General features: G+C 73.1%; 21 protein-coding genes. 11 read left to right on the forward strand and 10 right to left on the reverse strand.

Features of this window, described 5'->3' with window-relative positions:
• Positions 1 to 34: 34 nt before the first annotated feature.
• From ACFYYT_RS32485 to ACFYYT_RS32525, 9 genes are all read left to right on the forward strand, one after another.
• On the forward strand, positions 35 to 1,363 hold the full coding sequence (locus tag ACFYYT_RS32485; protein WP_351825097.1) for a SidA/IucD/PvdA family monooxygenase: 1,329 nt from the start codon (positions 35 to 37) through the stop codon (positions 1,361 to 1,363).
• Positions 1,363 to 2,553 (forward strand): FAD-dependent oxidoreductase, encoded by a 1,191-nt coding sequence (locus ACFYYT_RS32490; RefSeq protein ID WP_351825100.1) that lies wholly within the window; start codon positions 1,363 to 1,365, stop codon positions 2,551 to 2,553. Before ACFYYT_RS32485 ends, ACFYYT_RS32490 begins: the two co-directional genes overlap by 1 nt.
• Positions 2,550 to 4,841 (forward strand): class I tRNA ligase family protein, encoded by a 2,292-nt coding sequence (locus ACFYYT_RS32495; RefSeq protein ID WP_351825103.1) that lies wholly within the window; start codon positions 2,550 to 2,552, stop codon positions 4,839 to 4,841. The genes ACFYYT_RS32490 and ACFYYT_RS32495 overlap by 4 nt, the downstream gene beginning before the upstream one ends.
• Positions 4,838 to 8,140: an amino acid adenylation domain-containing protein gene (locus tag ACFYYT_RS32500; protein ID WP_351825106.1), complete on the forward strand. Its 3,303-nt coding sequence runs from the start codon at positions 4,838 to 4,840 to the stop codon at positions 8,138 to 8,140. The genes ACFYYT_RS32495 and ACFYYT_RS32500 overlap by 4 nt, the downstream gene beginning before the upstream one ends.
• Complete coding sequence (locus ACFYYT_RS32505; protein ID WP_351825109.1) at positions 8,137 to 9,714, forward strand: AMP-binding protein; 1,578 nt, start codon at positions 8,137 to 8,139, stop codon at positions 9,712 to 9,714. The genes ACFYYT_RS32500 and ACFYYT_RS32505 overlap by 4 nt, the downstream gene beginning before the upstream one ends.
• Positions 9,707 to 9,982 carry a phosphopantetheine-binding protein gene (locus ACFYYT_RS32510; protein WP_351825112.1) on the forward strand — a complete coding sequence of 92 codons (276 nt, stop codon included), beginning with the start codon at positions 9,707 to 9,709 and terminating at the stop codon, positions 9,980 to 9,982. Before ACFYYT_RS32505 ends, ACFYYT_RS32510 begins: the two co-directional genes overlap by 8 nt.
• A gap of 3 nt (positions 9,983 to 9,985) precedes the next feature.
• A complete protein-coding gene (locus tag ACFYYT_RS32515) occupies positions 9,986 to 10,591 on the forward strand; it encodes a GNAT family N-acetyltransferase (RefSeq protein ID WP_351825115.1) in 606 nt (201 codons plus the stop codon).
• A complete protein-coding gene (locus ACFYYT_RS32520; RefSeq protein WP_351825118.1) occupies positions 10,588 to 11,649 on the forward strand; it encodes a C45 family peptidase in 1,062 nt (353 codons plus the stop codon). The genes ACFYYT_RS32515 and ACFYYT_RS32520 overlap by 4 nt, the downstream gene beginning before the upstream one ends.
• 67 nt (positions 11,650 to 11,716) lie before the next feature.
• Positions 11,717 to 12,451 (forward strand): 4'-phosphopantetheinyl transferase superfamily protein, encoded by a 735-nt coding sequence (locus ACFYYT_RS32525; RefSeq protein ID WP_351825121.1) that lies wholly within the window; start codon positions 11,717 to 11,719, stop codon positions 12,449 to 12,451.
• On the opposite strand, the gene serS is transcribed toward ACFYYT_RS32525, so the two are convergent.
• The 6 genes from serS to ACFYYT_RS32555 all read right to left on the reverse strand — a co-directional run bounded on the left by serS (position 12,438) and on the right by ACFYYT_RS32555 (position 18,506).
• The gene (gene serS, locus ACFYYT_RS32530) at positions 12,438 to 13,715 is read right to left on the reverse strand and encodes a serine--tRNA ligase (protein ID WP_351825124.1); all 1,278 of its coding nucleotides are present in this window, start codon (positions 13,713 to 13,715) and stop codon (positions 12,438 to 12,440) included. The genes ACFYYT_RS32525 and serS overlap by 14 nt on opposite strands.
• A 14-nt stretch (positions 13,716 to 13,729) precedes the next feature.
• Entirely contained in the window at positions 13,730 to 15,163 is a 1,434-nt protein-coding gene (locus ACFYYT_RS32535; RefSeq protein ID WP_351825127.1) for an APC family permease, read from the reverse strand.
• Positions 15,164 to 15,167: 4 nt separating this feature from the next.
• Positions 15,168 to 16,151 carry a VlmB-like protein gene (locus tag ACFYYT_RS32540; RefSeq protein WP_351825130.1) on the reverse strand — a complete coding sequence of 328 codons (984 nt, stop codon included), beginning with the start codon at positions 16,149 to 16,151 and terminating at the stop codon, positions 15,168 to 15,170.
• Positions 16,148 to 16,729 carry a flavin reductase family protein gene (locus ACFYYT_RS32545; RefSeq protein WP_351825133.1) on the reverse strand — a complete coding sequence of 194 codons (582 nt, stop codon included), beginning with the start codon at positions 16,727 to 16,729 and terminating at the stop codon, positions 16,148 to 16,150. The genes ACFYYT_RS32540 and ACFYYT_RS32545 overlap by 4 nt, the downstream gene beginning before the upstream one ends.
• Positions 16,726 to 17,277, reverse strand: a complete 552-nt coding sequence (locus ACFYYT_RS32550) for a hypothetical protein (RefSeq protein WP_351825136.1) — start codon at positions 17,275 to 17,277, stop codon at positions 16,726 to 16,728. Before ACFYYT_RS32550 ends, ACFYYT_RS32545 begins: the two co-directional genes overlap by 4 nt.
• A gap of 86 nt (positions 17,278 to 17,363) precedes the next feature.
• Positions 17,364 to 18,506 carry an acyl-CoA dehydrogenase family protein gene (locus ACFYYT_RS32555; protein WP_351825139.1) on the reverse strand — a complete coding sequence of 381 codons (1,143 nt, stop codon included), beginning with the start codon at positions 18,504 to 18,506 and terminating at the stop codon, positions 17,364 to 17,366.
• Positions 18,507 to 18,764: 258 nt separating this feature from the next.
• On the opposite strand from ACFYYT_RS32555, the gene ACFYYT_RS32560 reads away from it, so the two are divergent.
• Together ACFYYT_RS32560 and ACFYYT_RS32565 are read left to right on the forward strand one after the other, a co-directional pair.
• A complete protein-coding gene (locus ACFYYT_RS32560; protein ID WP_351825146.1) occupies positions 18,765 to 19,778 on the forward strand; it encodes a DUF2156 domain-containing protein in 1,014 nt (337 codons plus the stop codon).
• 13 nt (positions 19,779 to 19,791) lie between these two features.
• The gene (locus ACFYYT_RS32565) at positions 19,792 to 19,947 is read left to right on the forward strand and encodes a hypothetical protein (RefSeq protein ID WP_351825149.1); all 156 of its coding nucleotides are present in this window, start codon (positions 19,792 to 19,794) and stop codon (positions 19,945 to 19,947) included.
• Positions 19,948 to 20,041: 94 nt separating this feature from the next.
• On the opposite strand, the gene ACFYYT_RS32570 is transcribed toward ACFYYT_RS32565, so the two are convergent.
• The 4 genes from ACFYYT_RS32570 to ACFYYT_RS32585 form a co-directional block, all read right to left on the reverse strand.
• Positions 20,042 to 20,368 (reverse strand): DUF6415 family natural product biosynthesis protein, encoded by a 327-nt coding sequence (locus ACFYYT_RS32570; protein WP_351825152.1) that lies wholly within the window; start codon positions 20,366 to 20,368, stop codon positions 20,042 to 20,044.
• A 109-nt stretch (positions 20,369 to 20,477) separates the two neighbouring features.
• Complete coding sequence (locus ACFYYT_RS32575; protein ID WP_351825155.1) at positions 20,478 to 21,662, reverse strand: helix-turn-helix transcriptional regulator; 1,185 nt, start codon at positions 21,660 to 21,662, stop codon at positions 20,478 to 20,480.
• Between the two features lie 123 nt (positions 21,663 to 21,785).
• A complete protein-coding gene (locus tag ACFYYT_RS32580; RefSeq protein ID WP_351825158.1) occupies positions 21,786 to 22,481 on the reverse strand; it encodes a hypothetical protein in 696 nt (231 codons plus the stop codon).
• A gap of 3 nt (positions 22,482 to 22,484) precedes the next feature.
• Positions 22,485 to 23,576 carry an iron-containing redox enzyme family protein gene (locus tag ACFYYT_RS32585; protein WP_351825161.1) on the reverse strand — a complete coding sequence of 364 codons (1,092 nt, stop codon included), beginning with the start codon at positions 23,574 to 23,576 and terminating at the stop codon, positions 22,485 to 22,487.
• Positions 23,577 to 23,644 lie beyond the last annotated feature (68 nt).

The raw sequence follows: 23,644 nt of genomic DNA on the forward strand, positions 1-23,644 counted from the left end.
CTTTTCCCTACCGATCGAACGAGAGGTTCCGACCATGGGGCACGAGAGCTTCCGGCCCGGCATCACCCACTTCCGCTGCCTGGGCGTCGGCGTGGGCCCGGCCAACCTGAGCCTGGCTTCCCTGCTGCACAGCAGGCCGGACGTACCCAATCTCTTCCTCGACCGCAAGGAGTCCTTCAGCTGGCACGACGGACAGCAGATCCCGGGCACCACCCTCCAGGTCTCCCAGTTCAAGGACCTCGTCAGCCTCGCCGACCCGGCCAGCCCCTTCTCGTTCCTGTCGTACCTGCACGCCAAGGGGCGGGTCTACCACTTCCTCAACGCCCAGTTCGACGACGTGCCGCGGCTGGAGTTCCGCAACTACCTGGCCTGGGCCAGCCGCCGCAACGAGAACATCGTCTTCGGCGAGGGCGTCCGGGAGGTCGGCTTCGACGACGCCCTCGGCGTGTTCACCGTGCTGACCGACCAGCGCGCCCTGACCGCCGAGAACGTCGTCGTCGGCGTCGGCAGCCGCCCCTGGGTGCCGCCGCAGGGCGAAGGGCGGCTCGGCCCCACCCAGTTCCACGTCGCCGACTACCTGAACGCCGCCCGCGACGTCGGCGGCAAGCGGGTCGTGGTCATCGGCGGCGGCCAGTCCGGCGCCGAGGCCTTCCTCGACCTGATCTCCCGGGGCGGCTGGGAACTGCCCCGCCGCGTCTCCTGGATCTCGCGCCGGCAGAACTACTTCCCGATCGACGACTCGCCGTTCACGAACGACTACTACATGCCCAGCCACGCCGACTACTTCTACGGACTGCCGCGCGAGCGCCGCCAGTCGCTGAACTCCCGCAACATCCTGACCAGCGACGGCATCTCCGAGTCCACGCTGCGCGAGATCTACCAGACCATCTACGTCCACCGGTTCGTCGAGGGCAACGAGGACCTGGTCGCCCTGCACCCGGGCCGCGAGGTCTTCGACGTCAGCGCCGGGCCCTTCGGCGGCTGGGAGGTCTGCGCCCGCCACACCGGCGAGCCGGAGTCGGTGGAGCGCTTCGAGGCCGACGTCATCGTCTGGGCCACCGGCTACCGCCCCGCCGCCATGGACTTCCTCGCGCCGCTGGCCGGCCGGCTGGAGCACGAGGGCGAGGAACTGCGCGTCGACGAGGACTACGCCGTCCGCTGGGACGGCCCCGCCGACCGGCGGATCTTCGTCCAGAACGGGGTGCGCGGGCAGCGCGGCCTCGCCGACCCCAACCTCAGCCTCAACGCCTGGCGCAGCCGGCGCATCGCCGACCGGCTGTGCGGCGTACGCGGCGACGAGCAGCTGGCCTCCTTCATCGAATGGTCCACGAAGGCACCGCAGGACGAACGGTGGACCGCCTGATGACCGCCCCCGACGTCACCGGAGTCACCGCCGCCCCCGACGTCACCGTCGCCCCCGCCACCCCCGACGTCACCGGGCCCGGCGCCTACCGCACCACCGCACCCCGCGCGGGCGGCCCCACCGGGGCGCGCTGCGACGTGGCCGTCGTCGGCGCCGGGATCCTCGGCGTCCTCATCGCCCGCGAGATCCTGGCCCGGGACCCGGCCGCCACCGTCACCGTCCTGGACCGGGACATGATCGGCTCCGGCGCCAGCCGCCGCTCCGCCGGGCTGCACTTCCCGCGCGGCGCCAACGACACCGTCCGCACCCTGGCCGCCGAGAGCGAGCGCTTCTACGCCGACCTCGCGGCGGCCCGCCCCGACCTGCCCATCCACCCGCTCGGCATGACCGTCCTGGCCCCCGAGGCCGCCGAGGAGCGGCTGCGCGAGGTCTACCTGCCCGAGGCGAAACTCCGCTGGACCGGCGAACTCCCGCCCTGCATACCGCAGTTGCCCGCCCACTTCGGGGCCTGGGAGGGGGACGGCTGCCAGTACGCGGACGTCCACGCCCTCACCCAGCTCCTCGCCGCCGAACTCCGCGGACGGGTCTCCTTCCGCGAGGGCGTCGCCGTGACGTCCGTCGCCGCCGGACCCGGCGGCGCCCGGCTGACCCTGACCGGCGGCGCCACCCTGAACGCCGGCCACGTGGTGATCGCCCCCGGGCCCTGGCTCGCCGAACCCGCCTGGCGGGAGCTGGTCGCCCCGCTCGGGGCCCGGGTCAAGAAGATCGTCGCCCTGCACGTGGACCGGGCGCCCGCCCTCGGGGACCGGGCGGTCGTCCTGCACGACGAGGACGCCTTCCTGCTGCCCCTGCACCACCGAGGGCACTGGCTGCTCAGCTACACCTGCCGCGAATGGGACGTCGACCCCGCCGCCGTCGACCCCGCGCTCACCGCCGGCCACCTGCGCGAGGCCCGGGCCCTGCTCACCCGCTACGCCCCGGACCTGGCCGCCCACTGCCGCTCCGGCCGGGTCTTCTGCGACGCGTACGGGCCGGACGGCACCCCGCTGGTCACCCCGCTGGACCCCTTCGGCCGGCTCGTGTTCGCGGGCGCGGCGAGCGGCTCCGGCTACCGGCTGGCCCCGGCGCTCGCCGCCCGCGCCGTCGGCCTGATCCCCTCCCTCCCGTCCCCGCGAAAGGCCACGACATGATCATCGCGAGTTATGACGCCGACGTCCTGGAGCAGGCGTTCGGCATCGACATGAGCGGCGTCGAGGGGCTGGGCACGGCCGCCGGCTGGGGGCGCGTCGCTCCCGGCCGCGCCACCGACGGCCACCGGCACGACGAGACCGAGCTGTTCGTCATCGTCTCCGGCCGGGGCGAGTTCGTCACCGACGGCGGCCGCCACCCGGCCGCCCCCGGCACCGTCGTCCTCTTCGAGCCCTTCGAGTCCCACGTCCTGGAGAACACCTCGGAGGACGACCTCGTCTTCTTCACCCAGTACTGGCGCGACGCCGAGCGGGCCGCGCTCTCCGCCGCCGCCCCCGTCCGCAAGGGCTTCGGCGAGCGCCCCGTCTTCGTCTTCTCCACCCCGCCCACCCCCAACGGCGACCTGCACCTGGGCCACCTGTCCGGTCCCTACCTCGGCGCCGACGCCTTCACCCGCTACCAGCGCATGACCGGCGCCGAGGCCTACCACCTCACCGGCAGCGACGACTACCAGAGCTACGTCCTGGGGGCCGCCGCCAAGGACGGCCGCACCCCCGCCGAGACCGCCGCCCACTACAGCGCCGAGATCGCCGAGACCCTGCGGCTGATGGACATACCGCTCGACCAGTACACCGTCACCGACCAGGACCCGGCCTACCGAGAGGGCTTGCGGGACTTCTTCGGGAAGGTCGTCGCCTCCGGCGAGATCGCCGTCACCGAGACCGACGCCCTCTACGACGCCACCACCGGCCACTACCTCTACGAGGCCGACGTCAAGGGCGGCTGCCCCGGCTGCGGCAGCACCACCTCCGGCAACATCTGCGAGGAGTGCGGGGAGCCCAACACCGTCGCCGACCTCACCGGCCCCCGCTCGGCCCTCTCCGACGCCCCGCCGGCCACGGCCCCGGCCGCCCGCTGGACCCTGCCCCTGCACGCCTACGCCGGCGACGTCCGCGCCCACCACCGCCTCGGCCGGGTCCCCGCCCGGCTCCGCGAACTGGCCGACCGCCTCTTCCGCCGCCCCGAGCTGTCCATCCCCCTCACCCACCCCTCCGGCTGGGGCGTCGAGCCGCGCGAGGACGGCACCGAGGGCCAGGTCATCTGGGTCTGGCCGGAGATGAGCTACGGGTTCCTGCACGGCATCCAGTCCCTCGGCGCCCGCCTCGGCAAGGCCTGGAAGGCCGCCGACCCGGCCGCCGACTGGAAGATCGTCCACTTCTTCGGATACGACAACAGCTTCTACCACGCGGTGCTCTACCCGGTCCTCTACCAGCTCGCCTTCCCCGGCTGGACCCCCGACATCGACTACCACGTCAACGAGTTCTACCTGCTGGAAGGGGAGAAGTTCTCCACCAGCCGGCGGCACGCCATCTGGGGCAAGGAGATCCTCACCCCCGACACCGTCGACGCCGTCCGCTACTTCCTGGCCGCCACCCGCCCCGAGGGGGCGCGCACCGACTTCCGGCGCGCCGCCTTCGAGGCCACCCTCACCGACACCCTCATCGGCACCTGGCAGCAGTGGCTGAACGACCTCGGCGCCCGCGTCGCCAAGTACCACGCGGGCCGGGCCCCCGACGCCGGGAACTGGACCGCCGAGCACTCCGCCTTCCTCGCCCGGCTCGGCACCCGCCTGGCCGCCGTCACCGGCGCCCTCCAGAACGACTCCTTCTCCCTGAACCAGGCCGCCGCCGAACTCGACGGCATCGTCCGCGACACCGTCCGCTTCACCCGCGCCGAAGGCCTCCTCACCGATGCCCCCGGCTGGGAGAGCGAGAACCGCACCGCCGTCGCCCTCGAACTGGCCGCCGCCCGCCTCCTCGCGCACGCCGCCGCCCCCGTCATGCCCCGTTTCGCCGCCCGGCTCGCCGCCGCCCTCGGTACCGGCGCCCCGAGCACCTGGCCCCGTCACGTCGAACTCCTCGCCCCCGGCAGCGCCGTCACCCTCGCCGACGCCGTCTTCTTCCGGCCGGCCCCGGCCGCCGCGCCCGCCGCGCCCGCGCAGCCCGCGCCGGCCGCCGAACCGGAGCTCACGCCCTGGCTCACCGGCGTCGTGCGCACCGCCCTGCGCCTCGGCGAGGACGAGCGGATCTCCCACCGCACCCTCACCCAGCTCGCGGCCGGCTCCCTCCAGGCCGTCACCGTCCAGTACCAGATCCTCGACCGCCTCGACGTCGACCTCTCCATGGACGAACTCCTGCACGGCGGCACCCTGGCGGAACTCGCCGCCGTCCTCGCCGAGCGCGCCGAGCCCACCGCCGTCGCCGCCCTGACCTCCGGAGAGGCCCGATGAACAGCCGCCGCATCCTGCGCGAGATAGCCGAGCGCGGACTGTCCGTCACCCTCACCGACGGCGACCTGCGCCTCCAGGGCAACCGCGAGCGGATGGACCCCGAGTTCATCGGCCGGCTCAAGGCCGCCAAGCCGGCCCTCGTCGCCCACCTCGCCCGCGAGGCCGAACACGGCCCCGGCTTCCCCCTCACCCCGCTCCAGCGCAGCTACTACCTCGGCCGCAGCGGCATCTTCGAGATCGGCGACGTCGCCAGCCACGTCTTCCACGAGATCGAGGGCGACTGGGACCTCGACCGGCTCCAGGCCTCCCTCGACACCGTCGTGGCCGCGCACAGCGCCCTGCGCTCCCGCTTCCTGTCCGACGAACGCCAGGCCACCGAGTACGGGGACCACGCCCCGCGCATCGGCGTCCTCGACCTGCGCGGCCACAGCCCCCGCCAGCAGGAACTGATCCGCGCCGAACTGCGCGAGATGCGCTCCCACCAGGTGCTCCCCGCCGACCAGGCGCCCCTGCTCACCGTCGACGCGACCATCCTCGGCGACGACGAGATGGTGCTGCACGTCGGCCACGACGGGCTCGTGATGGACGGGATCAGCATGTTCCTGTTCTTCCGCGCCTGGTGGCACGCCTACCAGAACCCCGCCGCCGAGGTCCACGAGGAACTCCCCTACGAGGACTACGTCGCCGCCCTGGAGAGCGCCCGCGACCGCGCCCCCGCCCGCCGCTCGCGCCAGTACTGGACCGACCGCTGCGACGACCTCGCCCCCCACCCCGACCTGCCGCTGCGCACCAGCCCCGCCGCCCTGAAGGGCACCCGCTTCACCCAGCGCCGGGTCCGCCTCGGCCGCGAGCGGTGGAGCGCCCTCAAGGAACGGGCGGCCGCGGCCGGCCTGACCCCCTCCGCGCTGCTGCTCGCCGCGTACGCGGAGACCCTGGCGACCTGGGGCGCCGGGGACCGGTTCACCCTCACCACCACCGTCGCGAACCGGCCGCCCGTGCACCCCCGCGTCTTCGAGGCCGTCGGCCAGTTCTCCGACACCCTGCTCGTCGAGGCCGCGATCGACCGCGCCCTGCCCTTCGCGGAACGCGCCAAGGCCCTCCAGACCCGCCTGCACACCGACATCGACCACCGCCACTTCTCCGGCACCGAGGTGCTGAAGGAACTGGCCCGCCGCCGCGGCGGGGTGGCCGGCGCGCGGATGCCGTTCACCTTCAACAGCGCCATCGGACACGTCAGCAGCGAGGTCGACGGCTCCGCCCTCGAACTCTTCGGCAAGGAGGTCTTCTCCGTCAGCCAGACCCCGCAGGTGTGGCTGAACGCCTTCGCGATGGAGCAGCACGGCGCCCTCGTCGTCCAGCTCGACGGCATCGACGAACTCTTCTGCGAGGGACTCCTCGACGACCTCGCGCACGGCTACGAAACCCTGCTCGCCGCGCTCGTCGACGAGGCCGCCTGGCAGCTCCACAGCTTCGACCTGCTGCCGCCCGCCCAGCGGACGCGGCGCCGCGCGGCCAACGACACCGCCGTCGCGCTGCCCGACGAGATGCTCGGCGACGCCATCGTCGCCCAGGCCGCCCGCACCCCCGCCGCGCCCGCCGTCCTGACGGGCGACCGCACCATGAGCTACGGGGAACTCCTGCACCGGGCCGCCACCGCCGCCACCTGGCTGCGCGGACACGGCGTCGGCCGCGGCGAGCTGGTCGGCCTCGTCATGCGGCGCGGCCCCGAACAGATCGTCGGCATCCTCGCCACCGTCCTCGCCGGAGCCGCGTACCTGCCCGTGGACGCCGACCTGCCCGCCGCCCGGCAGGACTACATGCTGGCCGACGGCGAGGTGCGCTGCGTCCTGACCAACACCGGCCGCACCGACACCGCCGCGATCGCCTCCTTCGACCTCACCCAGCCCTGCTCCGGCCGCGCCGAGGTCCCCGACCGGCTGCCCGGATCCCACCCGGACGACCTCGCGTACGTCCTCTACACCTCCGGCACCACCGGCGCCCCCAAGGGCGTCATGGTCACCCACCGCAACGTCGCCAACGTCGTCGCCGACTGCCGGGAACGCTTCGGGATCACCCCCGCGGACCGGTTCATGGCCATCAGCGCCTTCAACTTCGACCTCTCCGTCTGGGACGTCTTCGGCGCCCTCGCGGCCGGCGCGGCCCTCGTCATGCCCGACCGGGACAAGGCCGTCGACCCCGCGCACTGGCTCGACCTGTGCCGTCTGCACGACGTGAGCGTGTGGAACTCCGTCCCCGCCATCGTCGGCCTCCTGCACGGCCAGGCCCGCGCCGACGGCGCCCTGCCGCCCGCGCTGCGCCTCGTCATGATGAGCGGCGACCGGCTGCCGCCCGCCCTGCCCGCGCAACTGCGCGCTCTGCTGCCCGGCCTGGAGGTGGTCTCCCTCGGCGGCCCCACCGAGACCACCATCTGGAACATCCTGCACCCCGTCGCACGGGACGAGGACGGCAGCGAGTCCATCCCCTACGGCCGCCCCAACGCCAACAACCGCGCCTACGTCCTGGACCGCGACGGCCTCGACGCCCCCGACTGGGTCACCGGCGAGATCGTCGCCGCCGGCACCGGTCTGGCGCGCGGCTACTGGGGTGACCCGGAGCGCACCGCCGCCCGCTTCTACACGGACCCGGTACGCGGCGAACGCCTTTACCGCACCGGCGACCTCGGCCGGTACCTGCCCGACGGGAACATCCAGATCCTCGGCCGCAGCGACTTCCAGATCAAGATCAACGGCTACCGGATCGAGGCCGGGGAGGTCGAGACCCGCCTCGCGGCCCTCGCCGAGGTCGCCCGCGCCGTCGTCGCCGCCCAGGGCAACCGCCTCGTCGCCCACCTCGTGCCCAGCGGCACCCACCGCCCGCACCTGAACGACCTGCGCCAGGCCCTGCGCGCGGACCTGCCGGACTACATGCTCCCCGCGGCCGTCCTGTGGCACGACGAACTCCCGCTGACCCGCAACGGCAAGGTCGACCGCACGGCCCTGGCAGCGCTGTCCGCCGCGCCCGCCGGACCCGCCGGCGCGGAGGGCACGGCCACGGGCGGCAGCGCCCCCGCCACCCAGGCCGAGAAGATCCTCTGCGACATCTGGTCCACCGTCCTGCGCCGCCCCGACGTCGGCGCCCTGGACACCCTCGCCTCCCTCGGCGGCGACTCCATCGCGGCCGCCCGCATCCTCACCGCCGCACGCAAGCGCTTCGGCGTCACCCTCACCCTCGACCAGTTCTCCGAGGTGGACACCGTCCGCGCCATGGCCGCCGTGCTCATGCCGGGAGACAACCGATGACGACCGCGCAGACGACCGCCCCGACTCAGGCGACCGCCCCGGCGGAGACGACCGCCCCCGAGACCATCCGGCGCATCGTCGGCGGGCCGCCGACGGCGGGCGGGAGCATCTCCGTCGCCCGGCTCGACGGAACCCGGACCGTGACCCTGCGCGAGCTGTACGCGCGCTCCGGCCGGCTCGCCCACCACCTGCGGGACACGTACGGCATCGGACCCGGCGACCGCATCGGCATCCTCGCCGCCAACAGCCTGGAATGGGTGCTCCTCGACCTCGCCGCGCTGCGCCTGGGCGCCCAGACCGCGGGCCTGGAACCGGACAAGTTCACCCCCTCCACCGCCCTCATGGACCGCTACGGGCTGCACCTGCTCTGCACCGACCAGCCCACCGACGCCCCCGACACCCTCCCCACCGAGGCGATCTGGCAGCTGACGGAGCCCTCCGGCGCCGCCGACACCCTGCTGCCGCCCGTGCGCTGGGGCGCCCAGGACGTCACCACCATCAAGTTCACCTCCGGCAGCACCGGCGTCCCCAAGGGCCTCGGCGCCACCGCCGGCAGCATCGACAGCTCGCTCACCGCCGTCCAGGAGATCTTCCGGCACACGCCGGACGACCACCTCTTCGTCTTCCTGCCGCTCTCCCTGCTCCAGCAGCGCTACTGGGTCTACTCCGCGCTGCTGCACGGCCACGACGTCACCATCACCACCTACGAGGCCGCCTTCGCGGCCCTGCGCCGGGTCCGCCCCACCGTCGTCATGGGCGTCCCCGCCTTCTACGAGAGCGCCCGCCGCACCATCGAGGGCCGGCTGCGCCGCTCCGCCGGCCGCACCCTGCCCGATGTGGCCCGGGCCCTGTTCGGCGACCGGATCCGCTACCTGTGGACCGGCTCCGCCCCCGCCTCGCCCGCCGTCCTGCGGTTCTTCACCGAGGCCGGGCTGGCGATCTACGAGGGCTACGGGCTCAACGAGACCTGCATCGCGACCAAGAACCACCCCGGCGCCCACCGCGAGGGCAGCGTCGGCAAGGCGGTCCGCGGCAAGGAGGTGGTCATCGGCGAGGACGGCGTCATCAGCATCCGCAGCACCCACCCCGTCAACAACCACTACGAGTACGCCCGCCCCGGCGAGTCCGAGAAGGTCTTCTCGCCCGACGGCACCGTCCGCACCGGCGACCTCGGCCACCTCGACGAGGACGGCTTCCTGTTCGTCCACGGCCGCGCCGACGACGTCATCGTCCTCGACAACGGCAAGAAGGTCATCGTCCGGCCCATCGAGGAACTGATGCGCGCCGACCCGGCCATCGCCGAATGCGTCGTCTTCAGCCCCACCCAGACCGAACTCGTCGCCGTGGTCTCCCCGGCCGCCCGGCCCGCCGACGCCCGGGCCATCGCCGCCCGGCTCGCCGCCACCAACGCCGTGACCACCCCCGACGAGCGGATCAGCCGGGTCGTGGTCGCCGACCCGCCGTTCAGCATCGGCAACGGCCTGCTGACCTCCCAGTACAAGCCCAAGCGCCCCGACATCCGGGCCGCCTACCACTCCCCGCTGCACACCCAGGAGGCCGGAATCCATGCCTGACACCCCGTCCGAGATCGAAGCGGCCGCCCGCGACCAGCTCTCCCTCGTCCTGATCCCCGAGGTCGGGCCCGACGCCATCGACCCCGACGCCGACATGGTCGCCGCCTACGGCCTGACCTCCCTCAACAAGGTCCTCTTCCTCACCGAGGTCTGCGAGGAGACCGGCGTCGACCTCGCCCACTTCACCGAGCACGACCTCGCCGCCATGCGCACCCTGCGCGACGTCACCGACGCCCTCACCCGCCACCACGCCCCCACCGGAGTCTGAGCCATGAGCTGGAGCGAGCACGCCACCGCCGTCCTGGAGAACGACCGGGTCCGCCTCACCCCGATCACCGAGGCCGACCGCGAGGGCGTCCGGGCCGTCGCCATGGACCCCGACATCTGGCGCTACTTCGTCGCCGCCGTCGACACCGACGCCGACTTCGAGGCCTTCTTCGACACCAACCTCGCCGACCACGCCGCCGGCCGCCGCTTCGTCTACGTCATCACCGACAAGGACAGCGGCCGCGTCGCGGGCAGCATGAGCTTCGGCAACCTGGCCGAGGCCGACCGCCGCCTGGAGGTCGGCTGGTCCTGGCTCGGCCGCGACTTCCGGGGCCGGGGCGTCAACCACTGGGCCAAGGCGCTGCTGCTGGCCCACGCCTTCGAGGTGCTCGGCGCCGAACGCGCCGAGTTCAAGACCGACGTCCTCAACATCCAGGCCCGCCGCGGCCTCGCCAACATCGGCGCCACCGAGGAAGGCGTCCTGCGCAGCTTCAACTACATGCCGGGCGGCCGCCGCCGCGACGCCGTCTTCTACAGCGTGCTCCGCTCCGAATGGCCCGCCGTCCGGGCGCTGCTGGCGCGCGGCCCGAAGAACGCCGTACCGGCATGAGCGCCACCACCACCGACGGGATCACCTTCATACGGGCGGCGGGCACCCCGTACGAGATCGGCCGCGTCCACGGGGCGGCCCTGGCCGCCCCGCTGCGGGCCTTCCTCGACGACGGGCTCGCCCGCCTGCGCCACCTCACCGACCGGCCCCCCACCCCGTCCGGCCTGCGGGCGACGATCGCCGCCCACCGGGCGGCCGTCGAGGCGGCCCTGCCCGGCCTCGCCGAGGAGGTGGCGGGCCTCGCCGACGGGGCCCGGATCAGCGCCGAGGAGGCCTGGCTGCTCCAGATCCGCCGCGAGGTCATGGGCTACTCCGCCGTCCGCCCCGCCGGCGACTGCACCACCTACGCCCGCACCGGCCCCGGCGGGCCGCCCGTCCTCGCCCAGACCGTCGACCTCAACGGCGACCTCGACACCCACATCAGCGTCCTGGAGACCGCCCGCACCGGGACCGGCCGGCGCTCCCTCGTCCTCAGCTTCGCCGGACTCCTCGGCTACCTCGGCCTCAACAGCGACGGCCTCGCCATCGGCCTCAACCTGGTCCTCGGCGGCACCTGGCGCCCGGGCGTCCCCCCGTACCTGGCGATCCGCCACCTCCTGGACAGCGCCCGGGACACCGGCGAGGCCCTGAAGATCCTCGCCGACCTGCCCCTGACCAGCTCCCGCTCGCTCATGCTCTGCGACCGCGAGCGCGTCCTGTACGCCGAACACCTCGACGGCGCGCTGCGCGTCACCGAGGCCGCCCCCGGGGAACTCGCCCACACCAACCACTTCCTGCACCCCGACTTCGCCCCGGCCGACGAACTGAACGTCTTCGCCCGCAACTCCTCGCTGCGCCGGCTGCGCGCCGCCCGCGAGGGCCTGGCCGCCCTGCCCGCCGACGCGTCCGCCGAGGACCACTTCGCCCTGCTGTCCCGGCCCCCGGTGTGCGTCCCCGACCGGGGCGACATCCGCGCCGAACGCACCGTCGCCGCGGCCGTCATGCTCCCGGCGGCGGGCCTGCTGCACCTGCGCCCCGGCGACCCCTCGCGCTCCCGCACGCAGGTGTTCGCCCTGTAGGCCCCCGCCTGCGGGAGGGCCGTACGCAGGGCCGTACGCACCAAGGGCCCGTGTCCGAGAAAGGAGCATGATGGACGCATGGCTGGTCGATCTCGACCAGGTCGCCCCCACCGACATCAGCGCGCACTATCCCGAGGGCCTCACCGAGGAGGAACTGCGGCGCGGCGCCGAGTTCGTCCACGCGCGGGCCGCCCACCGCTTCTACCGCGCCCGGCTCACCGTGCGCCGGCTGCTCGCCGAACGCCTCGGCCTCGCCGCGCGGGACCTGCGCATCCACTACGACCCGGCCGGCAAGCCCTACCTGCCCGACCAGCCCGGCACCCACGTCAGCTGGTCGCGCTCCGACGGACTGCTGCTGCTCGGTGCCACCGAGAGCGGGCCGGTGGGGGTGGACGTGGAACTGGTCCGCCCGTCCACCACCAGCCTGGACGTGCTGGCCTTCGTCTACCCCGGGGTCCCGGACAGCGCCACCCCCGAGACCTTCTTCCACGCCTGGACCCTGCTGGAGGCCGCCGTGAAGGCCACGGGCCGGGGCCTGACCGACGGAGCCCGCGACGTCGACCTGGACTTCGGGCCCGACGGGGCCGTCACCCTGCGCGGGATCAGCGGCCACGGCGCCCTGCCCTGGCACGGCCACACCACGCTCCAGCCCACCCGGCAGGACTCCCCGTGGGCCATGACGGCCTTCGTCTCCCGGGAGCTCCCGCCGGTCACGGTCCTGCCCTGGCCGGACCGCACCCGCGACCGCGCCGGCGACCTCGTACGGGCGCCGGCGCGGGCGGCCGGGCTCAGGGCGAGCTGACCACCGGCGTCCCGTCCGGGGCGATCGCCGAGAAACCGGTGTACGGCACCAGCGCGGGCGGCACGCCCACCGAGCCGTCCGCGCGCTGGTACTGCTCCAGGACCGCCACGAGCGTGCGCCCCACGGGCAGCGCCGAACCGTTGAGGGTCGCCGCGAAGGCCTTGCGGCCGTCCCGGTCACGGACCTTGATGCCGGCCCGGCGGCCCTGGAAGTCCCCGCAGTCCGAGCAGGAGGAGATCTCCCGGTAGGTGCCCTGGCCCGGCAGCCACACCTCGATGTCGTACGTGCGCCGCGCGGCGAACCCCAGGTCCCCGGCGCGCAGTTCCACCACCCGGTGGGCCAGCCCCAGGCGCCGCAGCGCCGTCTCGGCGTGCCCGGTCAGCAGCTCCAGTTCCGCGGCGGACCGCTCGGGCCGGCAGATCCGCACCAGCTCGACCTTCTCGAACTGGTGCAGCCGCACCAGCCCCCGGGTGTCGCGCCCGTACGAGCCCGCCTCGGCCCGGTAGCAGGGCGTGCACGCGGTCAGCGCCAGCGGCAGCGCGTCCTCCGGGAGCGTCTCGCCCCGGTACAGGTTGACCAGCGGCACCTCGGCCGTCGGGATCAGCAGCAGCTCCCGGTCGGCGGCCGTCGTCAGGAACAGGTCGTCCTCGAACTTCGGCAGCTGCCCGGTACCGGTCATCGTCTCCCGGGTCACCAGGTGCGGCACCCCGTGCTCGGTGTACCCGTGCTCGGTGGTGTGCAGGTCCAGCAGGAACGCCGCCAGCGCCCGCTCCAGCCGGGCCCCCGCCCCCCGGGTCACCGCGAAGCGGGAGCCCGAGAGCCGCGCCGCCCGCACCTGGTCGAGGATCCCGAGGCCGGTGCCGATGTCCACGTGGTCGCGCGGGGTGAAGTCGAAGCCCGGCACCTCCCCCCAGACCCGGCGCACCACCGGCGGATCCTGCTCCGTCCCCTCGGGGACGTCCGGGTAGGGCAGGTTGGGCACGGACAGCAGCAGCGCGCCGAGCCCCTCCTCCGCCTCCCGCAGTTCCTGCGCCACCGACCGCAGGCGCTCCTTGGCCTCCTGCATCCGGGCCCGGGCCGCCTCGTCGGGGCGCACGCCGCTGCGCGCGGAGCGGTTCTGCTCGGCCCGCAGTTTGTCCCGCTCGGCGATCAGCCGGGCGCGCTGTTCGGTCAGGTCGCGCAGGGCGTCCCGGTCCAGCCGGTGTCCGCGACGGGCCAGGGCCTGAGCGGCCCCGTCCTGGAGCAGGGTGTGCGGGTCGTGCATGACGGGCTCCTCAGTCAGGGGAGAGGGGGGATGTCCTGCGCCGCGGTGGCGACCGCGCGGTACCGCTCGGGCGCCCGGGCCCGCAGCCAGCCGGCGTAGCCGAGCCCGCCGAGCGCGGCCGCGACCATCAGCCAGGGGATCCGGTTGACCCAGGCGGAGGTGGTGCCGGTGACCAGGGGGAAGTTGGCCAGCAGCAGGGCCAGCGCGCCCAGCAGTCCGGCCAGGGCCAGGGCGGGGGCCAGCCGGGTGCGCCACCAGTGCGCGTCCGGGTGGCGGCGGAAGAACACGAGCACCGCCACGGCCACGGCCGCCTGGAGCCCGACGATCCCGACCGTGCCCAGCGCGAGCATGGTGGTGGCCAGATTGGTGTACGGGTGCGCCCCCGCGAGCGCGAACAGGGCGCAGACCACGGCCGTGGCCACCGACAGCACCACGCTCGCCCGGTGCGGGGAGGCGTGCCGCGGATGGATCCGGGCCAGCGAGACCGGCAGCACCCGCTCGCGGCCCAGGACGAACAGGTACCGGTTCGCGGCGGTGTGCAGTCCCAGCAGCGCCCCGAACAGACTGGTGCACAGCAGGACCTGCATCACGCTCGTGGCGAAGGTGCCGAGGTACTCGTCGGACAGGTGGAAGAACAGGTCGCCCAGCTCCGTCCCGGCCCGGTCCGCGACCCGGTCCGCGCCGATCGCCCCGACCGCCGCCCAGCTGATCCCCGCGAAGAAGACGGTGATCAGCACCACCGAGGCGTAGGTGGCGACGGGCACGCTGCGCTTGGGGTCACGGCTCTCCTCGCCGTACAGCGCCGCCGCCTCGAAGCCCACGTAGGAGATCAGCGCGAACATCAGCGCCACGCCCAGGCCGGGGGAGAAGACGGTGTCGGGCCGCAGGGAGGCGACCGGGAGGGTGTCCGCGCCGTGCCGCACGCCGATGGCCAGCGCGAGCAGGCCCAGCACCGCCACCTCGGCGACCATCAGCACCGCCAGCAGCCGGGCGCTCAGGTCGATCCGCCGGTATCCCATGACGGCGGTCAGCGCGAGCGCCGCGCCCGTCCACACCGGCCACGGCACCGTCAGGTGGTGGGCGGCGCAGACCAGTTCGGCGAAGTAGCCGAAGGCCCCCGCGACGCCCGCGACGGCCGGCGGCCGGCCCAGCCCCTGCCCGATGTACGTGTAGAAGCCGCCCGCCCCGACCACATGGCGGCTCATCGCCGCGTAGCCCACGGAGAAGCACAGCAGGATCAGCCCGGCCAGGGCGAAGGTCGCGGGCACCCCCGCCCCGTTGCCGATGGCGTAGGCGAGCGGGACCGAGCCCACCACCCCGGACATCGGGGCCGCCGCGGCGACCACGAGGAACACGATCCGGGGGGTGGTCAGGGTCCGGCGCAGCGCGGGCTTCCCGGCGGCCGCGTCCGCGGCGGCGCCGGCTCTCGCGGGGATCGTGGACGTCACCGGATCACCTCGGGTGGTTGCGGATGATGTCGACGGCCTCCGGGATGCCCATGTACGGCAGCCGCACCTCGGCCATGTCGTCGGTCCACTGCTCGGCGAGGTCGTAGCGCTGCTTCGGGGTGGTCTCCAGCAGCTTGCAGCCGGGGAACACCTCGTACCCGTCCAGGAGCCGGGCGTGCGCGAACATGCCCTCCTGGAAGAGCTCCTCGCGCTCCAGCACGAACTCCTCCGACGGCAGCTCGTCCCACAGCCGGCGCCCGCGCCGGATCAGCTCGATCAGCCGCGGCCGGTACGAGGGCGTGCGCGCGAGGTGCTCGCGGACGATGGAGCTGCCGACGGTCAGGTGGCGGATCTCGTCGATGGAGGCGCCGCGCGCGATCTCGGCGGCCGCCGGGTCCAGCAGGGTCCACTTGCGTTCGCTGAGTTCGGCGGCCGGGGCCAGCACTCCCTCGATGACGATGGTGAACACGGCGACGGCGCCGATGAAGTCGCCCTCGTCGCGCACGACCGAGGTGGCGAACTCGGCGATCGGGTTCAGCACCCGCTTCGTGTAGTCGGCGCCCTGCTCCTTGATGAAGTCCAGCAGCCCGTCCTGCGGCACACCCAGGTCGGTGAGGTGCTTGCGGAAGATCATCGCGTGCCGGGCCTCGTCGACCACCTGGGTGGTGAAGAACTCCTGCTCGACGACCCCGGGCGCGCCGATCACGTAGTGCGAGAGCACCTCGACCGCGCGGGTCTCGGCCAGCGAGCGGTTGCCCAGCTCCAGCACGAGGGCCTGGCGCAGCGGCCCGTCCTCGCGCATGTACTCCGGGGTCCCGGCGTCGTGCCCGGCTTCGGCCCGCCCCCGCAGGGTGCCCTGGGCGACGGCCGACAGCCAGTACCCCAGGTCGCACTCCTCGGCGGTCAGGGTCATCTCCTGCGCCCCGTCGAGCAGGTTGGGCGCGCGGTCCCAGTCGGCCTCGACGGGGATCTGCGGGACGGTGGTCATGAGGCAACCTCACTGGGAGAGACGGAAGCGGCGGGAGTGACGGCGGCGCTGTGCATGCGGCCGGCGAAGCTGAGCATCGGGGAGTCGACGGTGTGGGTGCCGCCCGTGACCTCGGCGAGGAGCATGTCGTGGTCGCCGACCTGGTGCCAGCCGAGCACCCGGCAGGCCATGTGGGCGAGGCTGCCGCCGAGCAGCGGGGCGCCGGTGAGCGGGTCGGTGGACCAGTCGAAGCCCTCGAACTGGGCGTCGCCGAGCGGCCGGGAGGGGTTGGCGAAGCGGCGGGCCACGTCGTTCTGCGCCGAGGCGAGGACGTTCACCGAGAACTTCCCGGCCCGCCGCACCATCGAGGCGAAGGTGGAGGTGGGGCGCAGGCAGGCGCCGAGCACGAGCGGGTCCCGCGACAGGGTGACGACGGCGCTGGCCGTGGTGCCGTGCCGGACGCCGTCCCGGCTGACGGTGAGCACCGTCACGCTGGAGGCGAGCCGGCGCAGCGCCAGCCGGGCCGCCTCCGGGTCCTCGTAGCCCTCGGCGGGCGCGGCGGGGGAGCGGTCGGTGAGCCAGGCCGGGTAGCGGCTCACCGGTTCACCCCGACGGCCGGGGCGGTGGCGGTGGCGGCGACGGTCGCCCCGGTGTTTGTCGTGGCGGCCTCTTCGTAGGGGAGCGGGACCGGACCGTCGGTCGCGCCGCGGCGCTTGAGCATGGCCGTCACCTGGTCGACCAGCGGGGTGTCCACCGGCTCGAAGGGCAGCCCGAACGGCTTGAGGAAGTTGCCGAAGACGCCGCGGTCGCCGAAGACGTGGAACGGCAGGGCCAGCAGCGCCCATTCGGGACCGATCAGCCACATCCACAGCAGGCCCACGGCGGCCACGCTGAGCAGGCTGTGCATCGTGTTGTAGAGGACGTAGTAGGCCTTCGGGATCCGGCCGTCGGCGCTGCGCCGGTAGGCGATGGCGCCGGGGATGTAGCCGATGAGGTCGATGTAGAGGAACAGGCCGATCGCGGCGAACCAGTTGATGTCCAGGAAGTGCCACAGGATGAACCCGATCGTCACGGCGAAGGCGACCAGGTACTCGGCGCGGTGCAGGCTGAAGGTGACCGGTGATTCCACCGGGTTCTTGATGTCCATCAGGGGTGTCCTTCCGACGGGCGGGCTGGCGTGCGGGCCGGCGGGCCGGCGCGGGCGGGCCGGCGGCGGTGCGGCCGCCGGCGGGGTCAGGACAGCCGCAGCGGGCCGCCGGCGAAGTACTCGGCCAGCTCCGCCGCCACGCTCGCGCGCGACGGCGGGTGGAAGGCCAGGGCGCGGACCGCGGAGGCGAGGTAGGCCACGTCGCCGGAGCGGATGTAGGCCATCCCGCCGAGCATCTCCACGGCCTGGTCGACGGTCTGCGCCAGCAGGTCCTGCGTCGCGTAGCGGGCGGTGAGGACGGCGGCCACCGCCTCGTCGCCCTCGGTGCCGTCCTCCAGGGAGCGGGCCGCGCCCTCCACGAGGGAGACGGCCGCGTCCAGCCGTACGGCCAGCTGCGCGCGCTCGGAGTCGCTCCCCCGCTTCCCCTCCAGCACCCGGGCGACCAGCGCGGAGGTGGCGCCGACGTAGGAGGAGGTGGCGAGCAGCTCGAACCAGGTGAAGCCGGCGGTCTGGAGGTCGTCGAGCCGCTCGGCGTCCTCGGGGGTGCTGTGGATGACCAGGTCCTCGGGCACGACCACGTCGTTCAACCGCACCTCGTGGCTCTGCGAGGCGGCGAGCACGGGCGTCGCCCAGAACGGCCGGATCACGATGCCGGGGGAGGAGGCCGGGATCAGCATCAGGGCCAGCGCGGAGCGCCCGTCCTCGCGCGTCACCTGCACGCTGGCCGTCAGCACGTCCATCGAACCGGACAGGCTGCACGGCTTCTTGGCACCGTTGACCCGGTAGCCGCCGCCCGGGATCGCCTCGGCGACCACCGAGGGGGCCAGGATGTTCTGGTCGGTACGCCCCTCCGCCCAGCCGGAGGCCAGCAGCAGCCCGTCCGGGGCCACCGCCCCCAGCAGCTTCAGCTGGGCCGGGGTCAGCCGCCCGGCGGCCCCGGCCAGCCGGAACAGCATCGCCACCGTGAAGTGGTGCATCACGGTGGCCACCCCCAGGGAGGGGGAGACGGCGGCGATGGCCCGCTGCACCCGCACCGCCTGGAGCGGGCCGGCCGCCGCGCCGCCGTACGCCGCGGGCACCAGCAGGCCGGGGCCGCCGTGCTTGCGGTACAGCTCCAGGACCGGGCTCTCCTCGCCCTCCCGGGTGCCGAGCGGCAGGTCTTCGAGTGCGTCGAGAAGACCTGCGTGGAATTGCTCGCAGATCCCGCGCGCTGTCGTCAGGGAACGCATCGCCGTGTTCTCCTCGGGCTCTCTGGGAATTCTCTTGCGGACCGGAAGAAATTTCCTGCGAAGGAAAGCCAATAGTCGTAAAGCATCGTTTCACTGAGTGTCTGACTGAGGCCTGACACTCATCTGACCTGCACTTTCGCCTGACCTGTCCCTGACGGACGGCTGACCGTGAGGCGGGGTGGCCTTGTGGTGCGGTGCGGTGCGTGCCATAAGTGGGGGAGTGTCGTGGGGAAGTGCCGGCGGGAGAATGGATCAGAAATGACCGCAGCAATTCTGGAGACGGATGTCGCGCTCGACGCCATCCGGCGGTACGCGGACGCGGGGAATCCGAGCGCGTATTTCGCCTTCAGTGACGGGAACAGCTACTTCCGCTTGCCGGAGGTGCCCGGGGTGATCGTGTACCGGCCGGTCGGCCGCTACCTGGTCCAGTTCGGCGGCCCCTTCGCCCCCTTCGCCCCGGCCGGACCGCACGGCCCCCGGGCACGCCTGCTGGCGGGCTTCATCGCCTTCGCCGCGGAGCAGGGCCGCGAGATCGTCTCCGTACAGCTCCAGGGCGCGGACGCCGACGTCTACGTCGAGCAGGGCTTCACGGTGAACCAGATGGGCTCCTCGTACGCCGTCGACCTGGAGACCTTCACCCTGGCCGGCACCAAGTTCATGCAGCTGCGCAACAAGATCTCGCGCGCGCTGCGCAGCGGCCTGGAGATCAAGGAGGTCGAGTACGAGGACTACGCGGCCCAGATCGCCGCACTCGACACGGCCTGGCTTTCCACCAAGGGCGAGGGCGTCAAACCGCTGGAGTTCCTCGTCGGCCAGACCGGCGGCCGTTACCAGCACCTGCGCCGCCTCTTCGCCGCCGTCCGCGACGGCGAACTGATCGGCTACGTCTCCTACGCCCCGGTCTACGGACCCCAGCCCGGCTGGATGCACGACCTCAGCCGCCGGCAGCCCGACTCCCCGCCCGGGGTGATGGAAGCCCTCAACAAGGCCGCGATCGACGTCTTCACCGCCGAGGGGACCCGCTGGCTGCACTTCGGCTTCACCCCCTTCACCACGCTGACGGCCCCCCAGTTCCCGGGCCACAGCCTGGGCTTCCACTGGTTCATGGAGCACCTGTGGGAGCACGGCGCGCACATCTACCCGGCGCGCACGCAGCTGGAGTACAAGCAGAAGTGGGCACCCTCGGCCGTCCTGCCGGAGTACATAGCCTTCCAGCACCGGGCGAGCCTGCCCGCGCTGGTCCACGTCTTCCGCGCCTGCAACGCGGTCTGAGGGGAGTCACGAGATGCCGATGCCCGAGGAGATCGAAACCCAGGGCCTGCTGGTCGTCGACCGCTTCCAGTCCTGCGCCGCCGCCCCCGACGACCTGGAAGCGGCCCGCCTCTGCGACGAGGCCCTGACCCACCTGGACACCCTGCTGAGGGAGGCGGCCGAGGCCTGAGCCGCTCGCGTGGCGGGTCAGCGGGTACCGACGACGATGACGGAGAGCGCGCCGAGCAGGATCACGATGCACAGCAGCTGGCGCAGGTGTTCGGTCACCGGACCCTGCCGGGGCGTTCATCCAGGGCCGAGGCGAGGTTGCGCAGAATGCGGGCCAAGGCCCGGGCGTGGTTCCAGTTCGCGTGGTCGCCCCGCCCCATAGGCCCGGCGTCGACGAAGTACGCCCACTCGACCAGCGCCGCCCCGGCGCGCTCCGTCCGCTGATTACTGCGCATCGCGGCCACCTGGGCGTGGAGCACCTGCCCGTGGGTGATCAGGTCATCGATGAGGCGGGCCACGGCCTTGGCGTCGGGCCGCTCCGAGTAGGGCACGATCGCCCGCCCGATGAGGCCCTCGATCATCTGCGTCTCGCCGGGTTCCATGCCGGTGCTCCCTTCCGTCGTCAGCGGGTGGTGATGACGAGTGTGGGAGCACAGCAAGGCCCCGACTATCACGACATATTGATAGTCGGGGCCAAGGCTTCGCGCCGGGTTATGTGCCCAGCCAGGAGCCATACGAGAGGAAGCTGTCGGGCAGTTGGCGACGAGCCGCCTCCAGACCGGCATACGTTTCGCGGACAGTCTGGTGATAGCGGGCCTGCTGTGGAGCTGTCTTCCGCGCCTTCAACAGGTTCTGGAAGGACGAGTCCAGGTCGCCGGTCCACATCTGGGCCCGAGCGAGTTCCGCGTAGTGATGACTCTTGCGGGACTGAGGCCAGTTTGCCGGGATCGTTACCCTGCGGCCCATCTCCGAGGCCTGACCGTACTCGTCGAGCTCGGCCAGCACGGACACACGGTGGACCGCCACGTTCGTCGGGCCGAACGTCAGCCAGTGCACGGCAACCGCCTCTCCTGTTCCCGACGCGATCCGTTCTGCCTCCGCCAGGTGGCTCTCTGCGCGGCCGCCGTTCTTGGACCGGCCGGCGATGACTGCGGCACCCAGGTGGAGCTGTCCGGTGACGACATCACGCTCCCGGGAGGGATCCGCCTGTGCGAGGGTGCGAAGGCCGAGGTCCACGAGGCGTTCACCGGTGTGGTACTCGCCGTCGCGAAGGTAGGTGAGCGCGCGCATGTACCGGTACATCCCGCCGACGACGGCGTCCGATCCGCGCTCAGCGGCCCAGTCCATACGGGCAAGGGCGAGCGCGGCCAGGTCGAAATACCCGAGCTTGGAGGCGACGTCGTAGGAGGTGCGGTAGAGGCTGGCCAGTAGCAGCCACCGGTCCCGGGCTGGAGCGGTGTGAGCGGCCGTGGTGGCCTCCTGGACGAGCCCGGGTAGCTGGCTGGCGGTCTGCTTGATCCCCCCGGCGCGGACCGCGCTGTGGAGAGCCGCTGTGTCCTCGGCGAGCGACTGGTGCGCACGTGGGGTGATGGCGGGATCCGCGCCGAGGTCGTAGACGTCGAGGGCCTCACGGATCGGCCGGATCAGCACGTCCATCTGGTCCGCGCGCAGTTCGGTGGCGTACGGCTGGCCTGTGACGGTGGCGACGTCCACGCGCAGGGCCCGCGCGACGGCCGCGATCAGGTGGGGACTGGCGGGGATCACACCCTGCTCCGCCTTGGTGAGAGTGCTGTACGGGACCTGTGCCAGGTCCGACAGGCCCTGCTGGGTGAGGTGGCGTTCGAGGCGCAGGCGCTTGATACGCGTGCCGGTGTGGTCGTGCGGTAGAGAGTGCATCGTGGCTCCCGTTCAGACTCGACATCTGAACGGTACCGGCACACGACGGGCCGACCCCTCCCAGCGCAAGGGCTGGGAGAGAACGCTGTGTTGGTCATCGGGAAGCGGTGTACCCGTGGCCCGTCAGCGGAGGGACGGGCGGGTGTGGATCAGGGTGCCCGCGGGGCCCCGGACCAGCATCGGGCGGACGCGGAGGGCCGAGGCCACCGGGCCGGCCGCCGGGGCGAGGTGGGCGCTCAGGAGGTCCTGCGTCACCGGCCCTCCGGGGCCGGCCAGCAGCTCGTGGAGGTCGTCGGTGACGGTCCGCCGGTCCAGCAGCAGGCCCTGCCCGGGCCGCGGCGCCGCCTCCAGCAGCGGGGCCGAGGCGCCGCCCGGGCCGTAGAGGCGGGAGCGCAGGCTGCCGTCCCCCTCCCGGGCGACGACTGCCACCAGGGTGAACGCGCAGTCCGGCGCCGGAGGTTCGGGCAGCTCCACCCGGACCGACGTCCCCGCGGGGGCGACGGTCCGGACCCGGTGCAGGCAGATCAGCCAGTCCGCGTGGACGTCGAGCCACGGACCGCTGAGCGTGCGCCGCAGCAAGGAGCCGAACCCCGCCGCGAGGCGCCGGTCCGCGAGCTCCCGTACGGGCCCGGGGGCCCCGGGCGCCCCGGACGGCGGCACGTACTGGAAGAGCCAGTCGTCGTCCGCCGTCCAGGACATCCGCAGCCGCAGCGTGCGGTACGGGTGGTCGCGGAAGCCCGCCGTGACCGCCGCCGGGACCGGCGGCAGGCCGACCGGCGCGAAGCCGTGTTCGCGCAGTCCGTGCGCACCCGTCCGCACGGCTCAGCCCGCGGCGACGGGCGTGCGCCCGGCGCTCAGCCTGGCGAGGTCCAGGCGCTCGTCCAGGTGGCGGGCCGAGGAGTTGGCCCGCCACAGCGCACCGCGGGCGATGCCCCGGCGCATGTACGCGGTGTCGGCGCTCGGGATGACCACGTTGTGGAACCAGCCCGCGGCGTGCTGCGAGTCGATGGTGATGTGCAGCCGGTGGTAGGTGATCCCGACCTCGGGCAGGCCCAGCCGCTCCCACGCCCGCACGACGTTGCGGAACCGGTCGGGGGCCAGCCACTCGGTCATGCCGAGGAAACCGACCGCCTCCGGGTACAGGTGGCGGTAGCGGCACAGCAGCACGGCGAGGTTCCCCGAGTGCAGGTCGGTCGTGGTCATGGCCGCCTCGAGGTCCTCGGCGCGGACGTCGAAGACCTCGTAGATCTTGTTGAAGAGGTGGGTGTGCACGGCCTCGGGGTCGCCGTTGCCCATCTCGTCCCAGTAGTTCCCGGCGATCTCCATCTTGCTGGCGCCGGCCGTGCCGATCTGCATCATGGCGAGGAAGTCGTCGAAGCGGCCGTCGATCAGCGACTCCTGGATGACGTACGTGCGCAGGTCCTCGCTCCGCGCCTCGCGGTTGATGAAGTCGGTGTAGTACGGGTGCTTGAAGGCGCGGTGCCGCCGCACCAGGCCCTTGAGCCAGGACAGGAACTGCTTGGGCTCGGTGGGCGCCGACTCCAGGAGACCGGGCTCCAGGTGGGCGTCCTCGGCGGCCAGGGTGGCGTTCTCCAGCATCCGGGTGACCTCGTGCAGCAGCACGGAGCCCTCGGCCGTCGGCCGGTCCGGTATCTGCATCACCGTCTGGTAGATGCGCGACAGCAGGAGTTGCTGGTGGTAGTGGGCGTCGTCGCGGTCGGGGCCGGCGACGGCGGCGGCGTTCATCTCGGCCACCGCCTCGACGACGCGCGCGCGTTCGCCGAGGAACTTGGCGTCGATCTCGTCGGCGTCCACGGTCAGCCAGGAGGAGACCTCCTCCACGAGCGCGGCGGCGTCGGTCCTGCGGATCGTGGGCACGGTGGGGTTGTCGCTGCTGGGCAACTGCGTCTCCATGTCTCTCGGGGTCGCTCGGAAAACGACGCCTGGTCGGGTCCCGCCGGAGGTGGGAAGGAGGTGGGAAG

Source organism: Streptomyces sp. NPDC002032 (genome assembly GCF_042890765.1).
Classification (GTDB): domain Bacteria; phylum Actinomycetota; class Actinomycetes; order Streptomycetales; family Streptomycetaceae; genus Streptomyces.

What these genes read in the sequence shown, in the direction of transcription:
- ACFYYT_RS32485 (WP_351825097.1), top strand. Translation starts at nt 35, where the DNA reads ATGGGGCACGAGAGCTTCCGGCCCGGCATCACCCACTTCCGCTGCCTG.
- ACFYYT_RS32490 (WP_351825100.1), top strand. Translation starts at nt 1,363, where the DNA reads ATGACCGCCCCCGACGTCACCGGAGTCACCGCCGCCCCCGACGTCACC.
- ACFYYT_RS32495 (WP_351825103.1), top strand. Translation starts at nt 2,550, where the DNA reads ATGATCATCGCGAGTTATGACGCCGACGTCCTGGAGCAGGCGTTCGGC.
- ACFYYT_RS32500 (WP_351825106.1), top strand. Translation starts at nt 4,838, where the DNA reads ATGAACAGCCGCCGCATCCTGCGCGAGATAGCCGAGCGCGGACTGTCC.
- ACFYYT_RS32505 (WP_351825109.1), top strand. Translation starts at nt 8,137, where the DNA reads ATGACGACCGCGCAGACGACCGCCCCGACTCAGGCGACCGCCCCGGCG.
- ACFYYT_RS32510 (WP_351825112.1), top strand. Translation starts at nt 9,707, where the DNA reads ATGCCTGACACCCCGTCCGAGATCGAAGCGGCCGCCCGCGACCAGCTC.
- ACFYYT_RS32515 (WP_351825115.1), top strand. Translation starts at nt 9,986, where the DNA reads ATGAGCTGGAGCGAGCACGCCACCGCCGTCCTGGAGAACGACCGGGTC.
- ACFYYT_RS32520 (WP_351825118.1), top strand. Translation starts at nt 10,588, where the DNA reads ATGAGCGCCACCACCACCGACGGGATCACCTTCATACGGGCGGCGGGC.
- ACFYYT_RS32525 (WP_351825121.1), top strand. Translation starts at nt 11,717, where the DNA reads ATGATGGACGCATGGCTGGTCGATCTCGACCAGGTCGCCCCCACCGAC.
- serS (WP_351825124.1), bottom strand. Translation starts at nt 13,715, where the DNA reads ATGCACGACCCGCACACCCTGCTCCAGGACGGGGCCGCTCAGGCCCTG.
- ACFYYT_RS32540 (WP_351825130.1), bottom strand. Translation starts at nt 16,151, where the DNA reads ATGACCACCGTCCCGCAGATCCCCGTCGAGGCCGACTGGGACCGCGCG.
- ACFYYT_RS32550 (WP_351825136.1), bottom strand. Translation starts at nt 17,277, where the DNA reads ATGGACATCAAGAACCCGGTGGAATCACCGGTCACCTTCAGCCTGCAC.
- ACFYYT_RS32555 (WP_351825139.1), bottom strand. Translation starts at nt 18,506, where the DNA reads ATGCGTTCCCTGACGACAGCGCGCGGGATCTGCGAGCAATTCCACGCA.
- ACFYYT_RS32560 (WP_351825146.1), top strand. Translation starts at nt 18,765, where the DNA reads ATGACCGCAGCAATTCTGGAGACGGATGTCGCGCTCGACGCCATCCGG.
- ACFYYT_RS32565 (WP_351825149.1), top strand. Translation starts at nt 19,792, where the DNA reads ATGCCGATGCCCGAGGAGATCGAAACCCAGGGCCTGCTGGTCGTCGAC.
- ACFYYT_RS32570 (WP_351825152.1), bottom strand. Translation starts at nt 20,368, where the DNA reads ATGGAACCCGGCGAGACGCAGATGATCGAGGGCCTCATCGGGCGGGCG.
- ACFYYT_RS32575 (WP_351825155.1), bottom strand. Translation starts at nt 21,662, where the DNA reads ATGCACTCTCTACCGCACGACCACACCGGCACGCGTATCAAGCGCCTG.
- ACFYYT_RS32585 (WP_351825161.1), bottom strand. Translation starts at nt 23,576, where the DNA reads ATGGAGACGCAGTTGCCCAGCAGCGACAACCCCACCGTGCCCACGATC.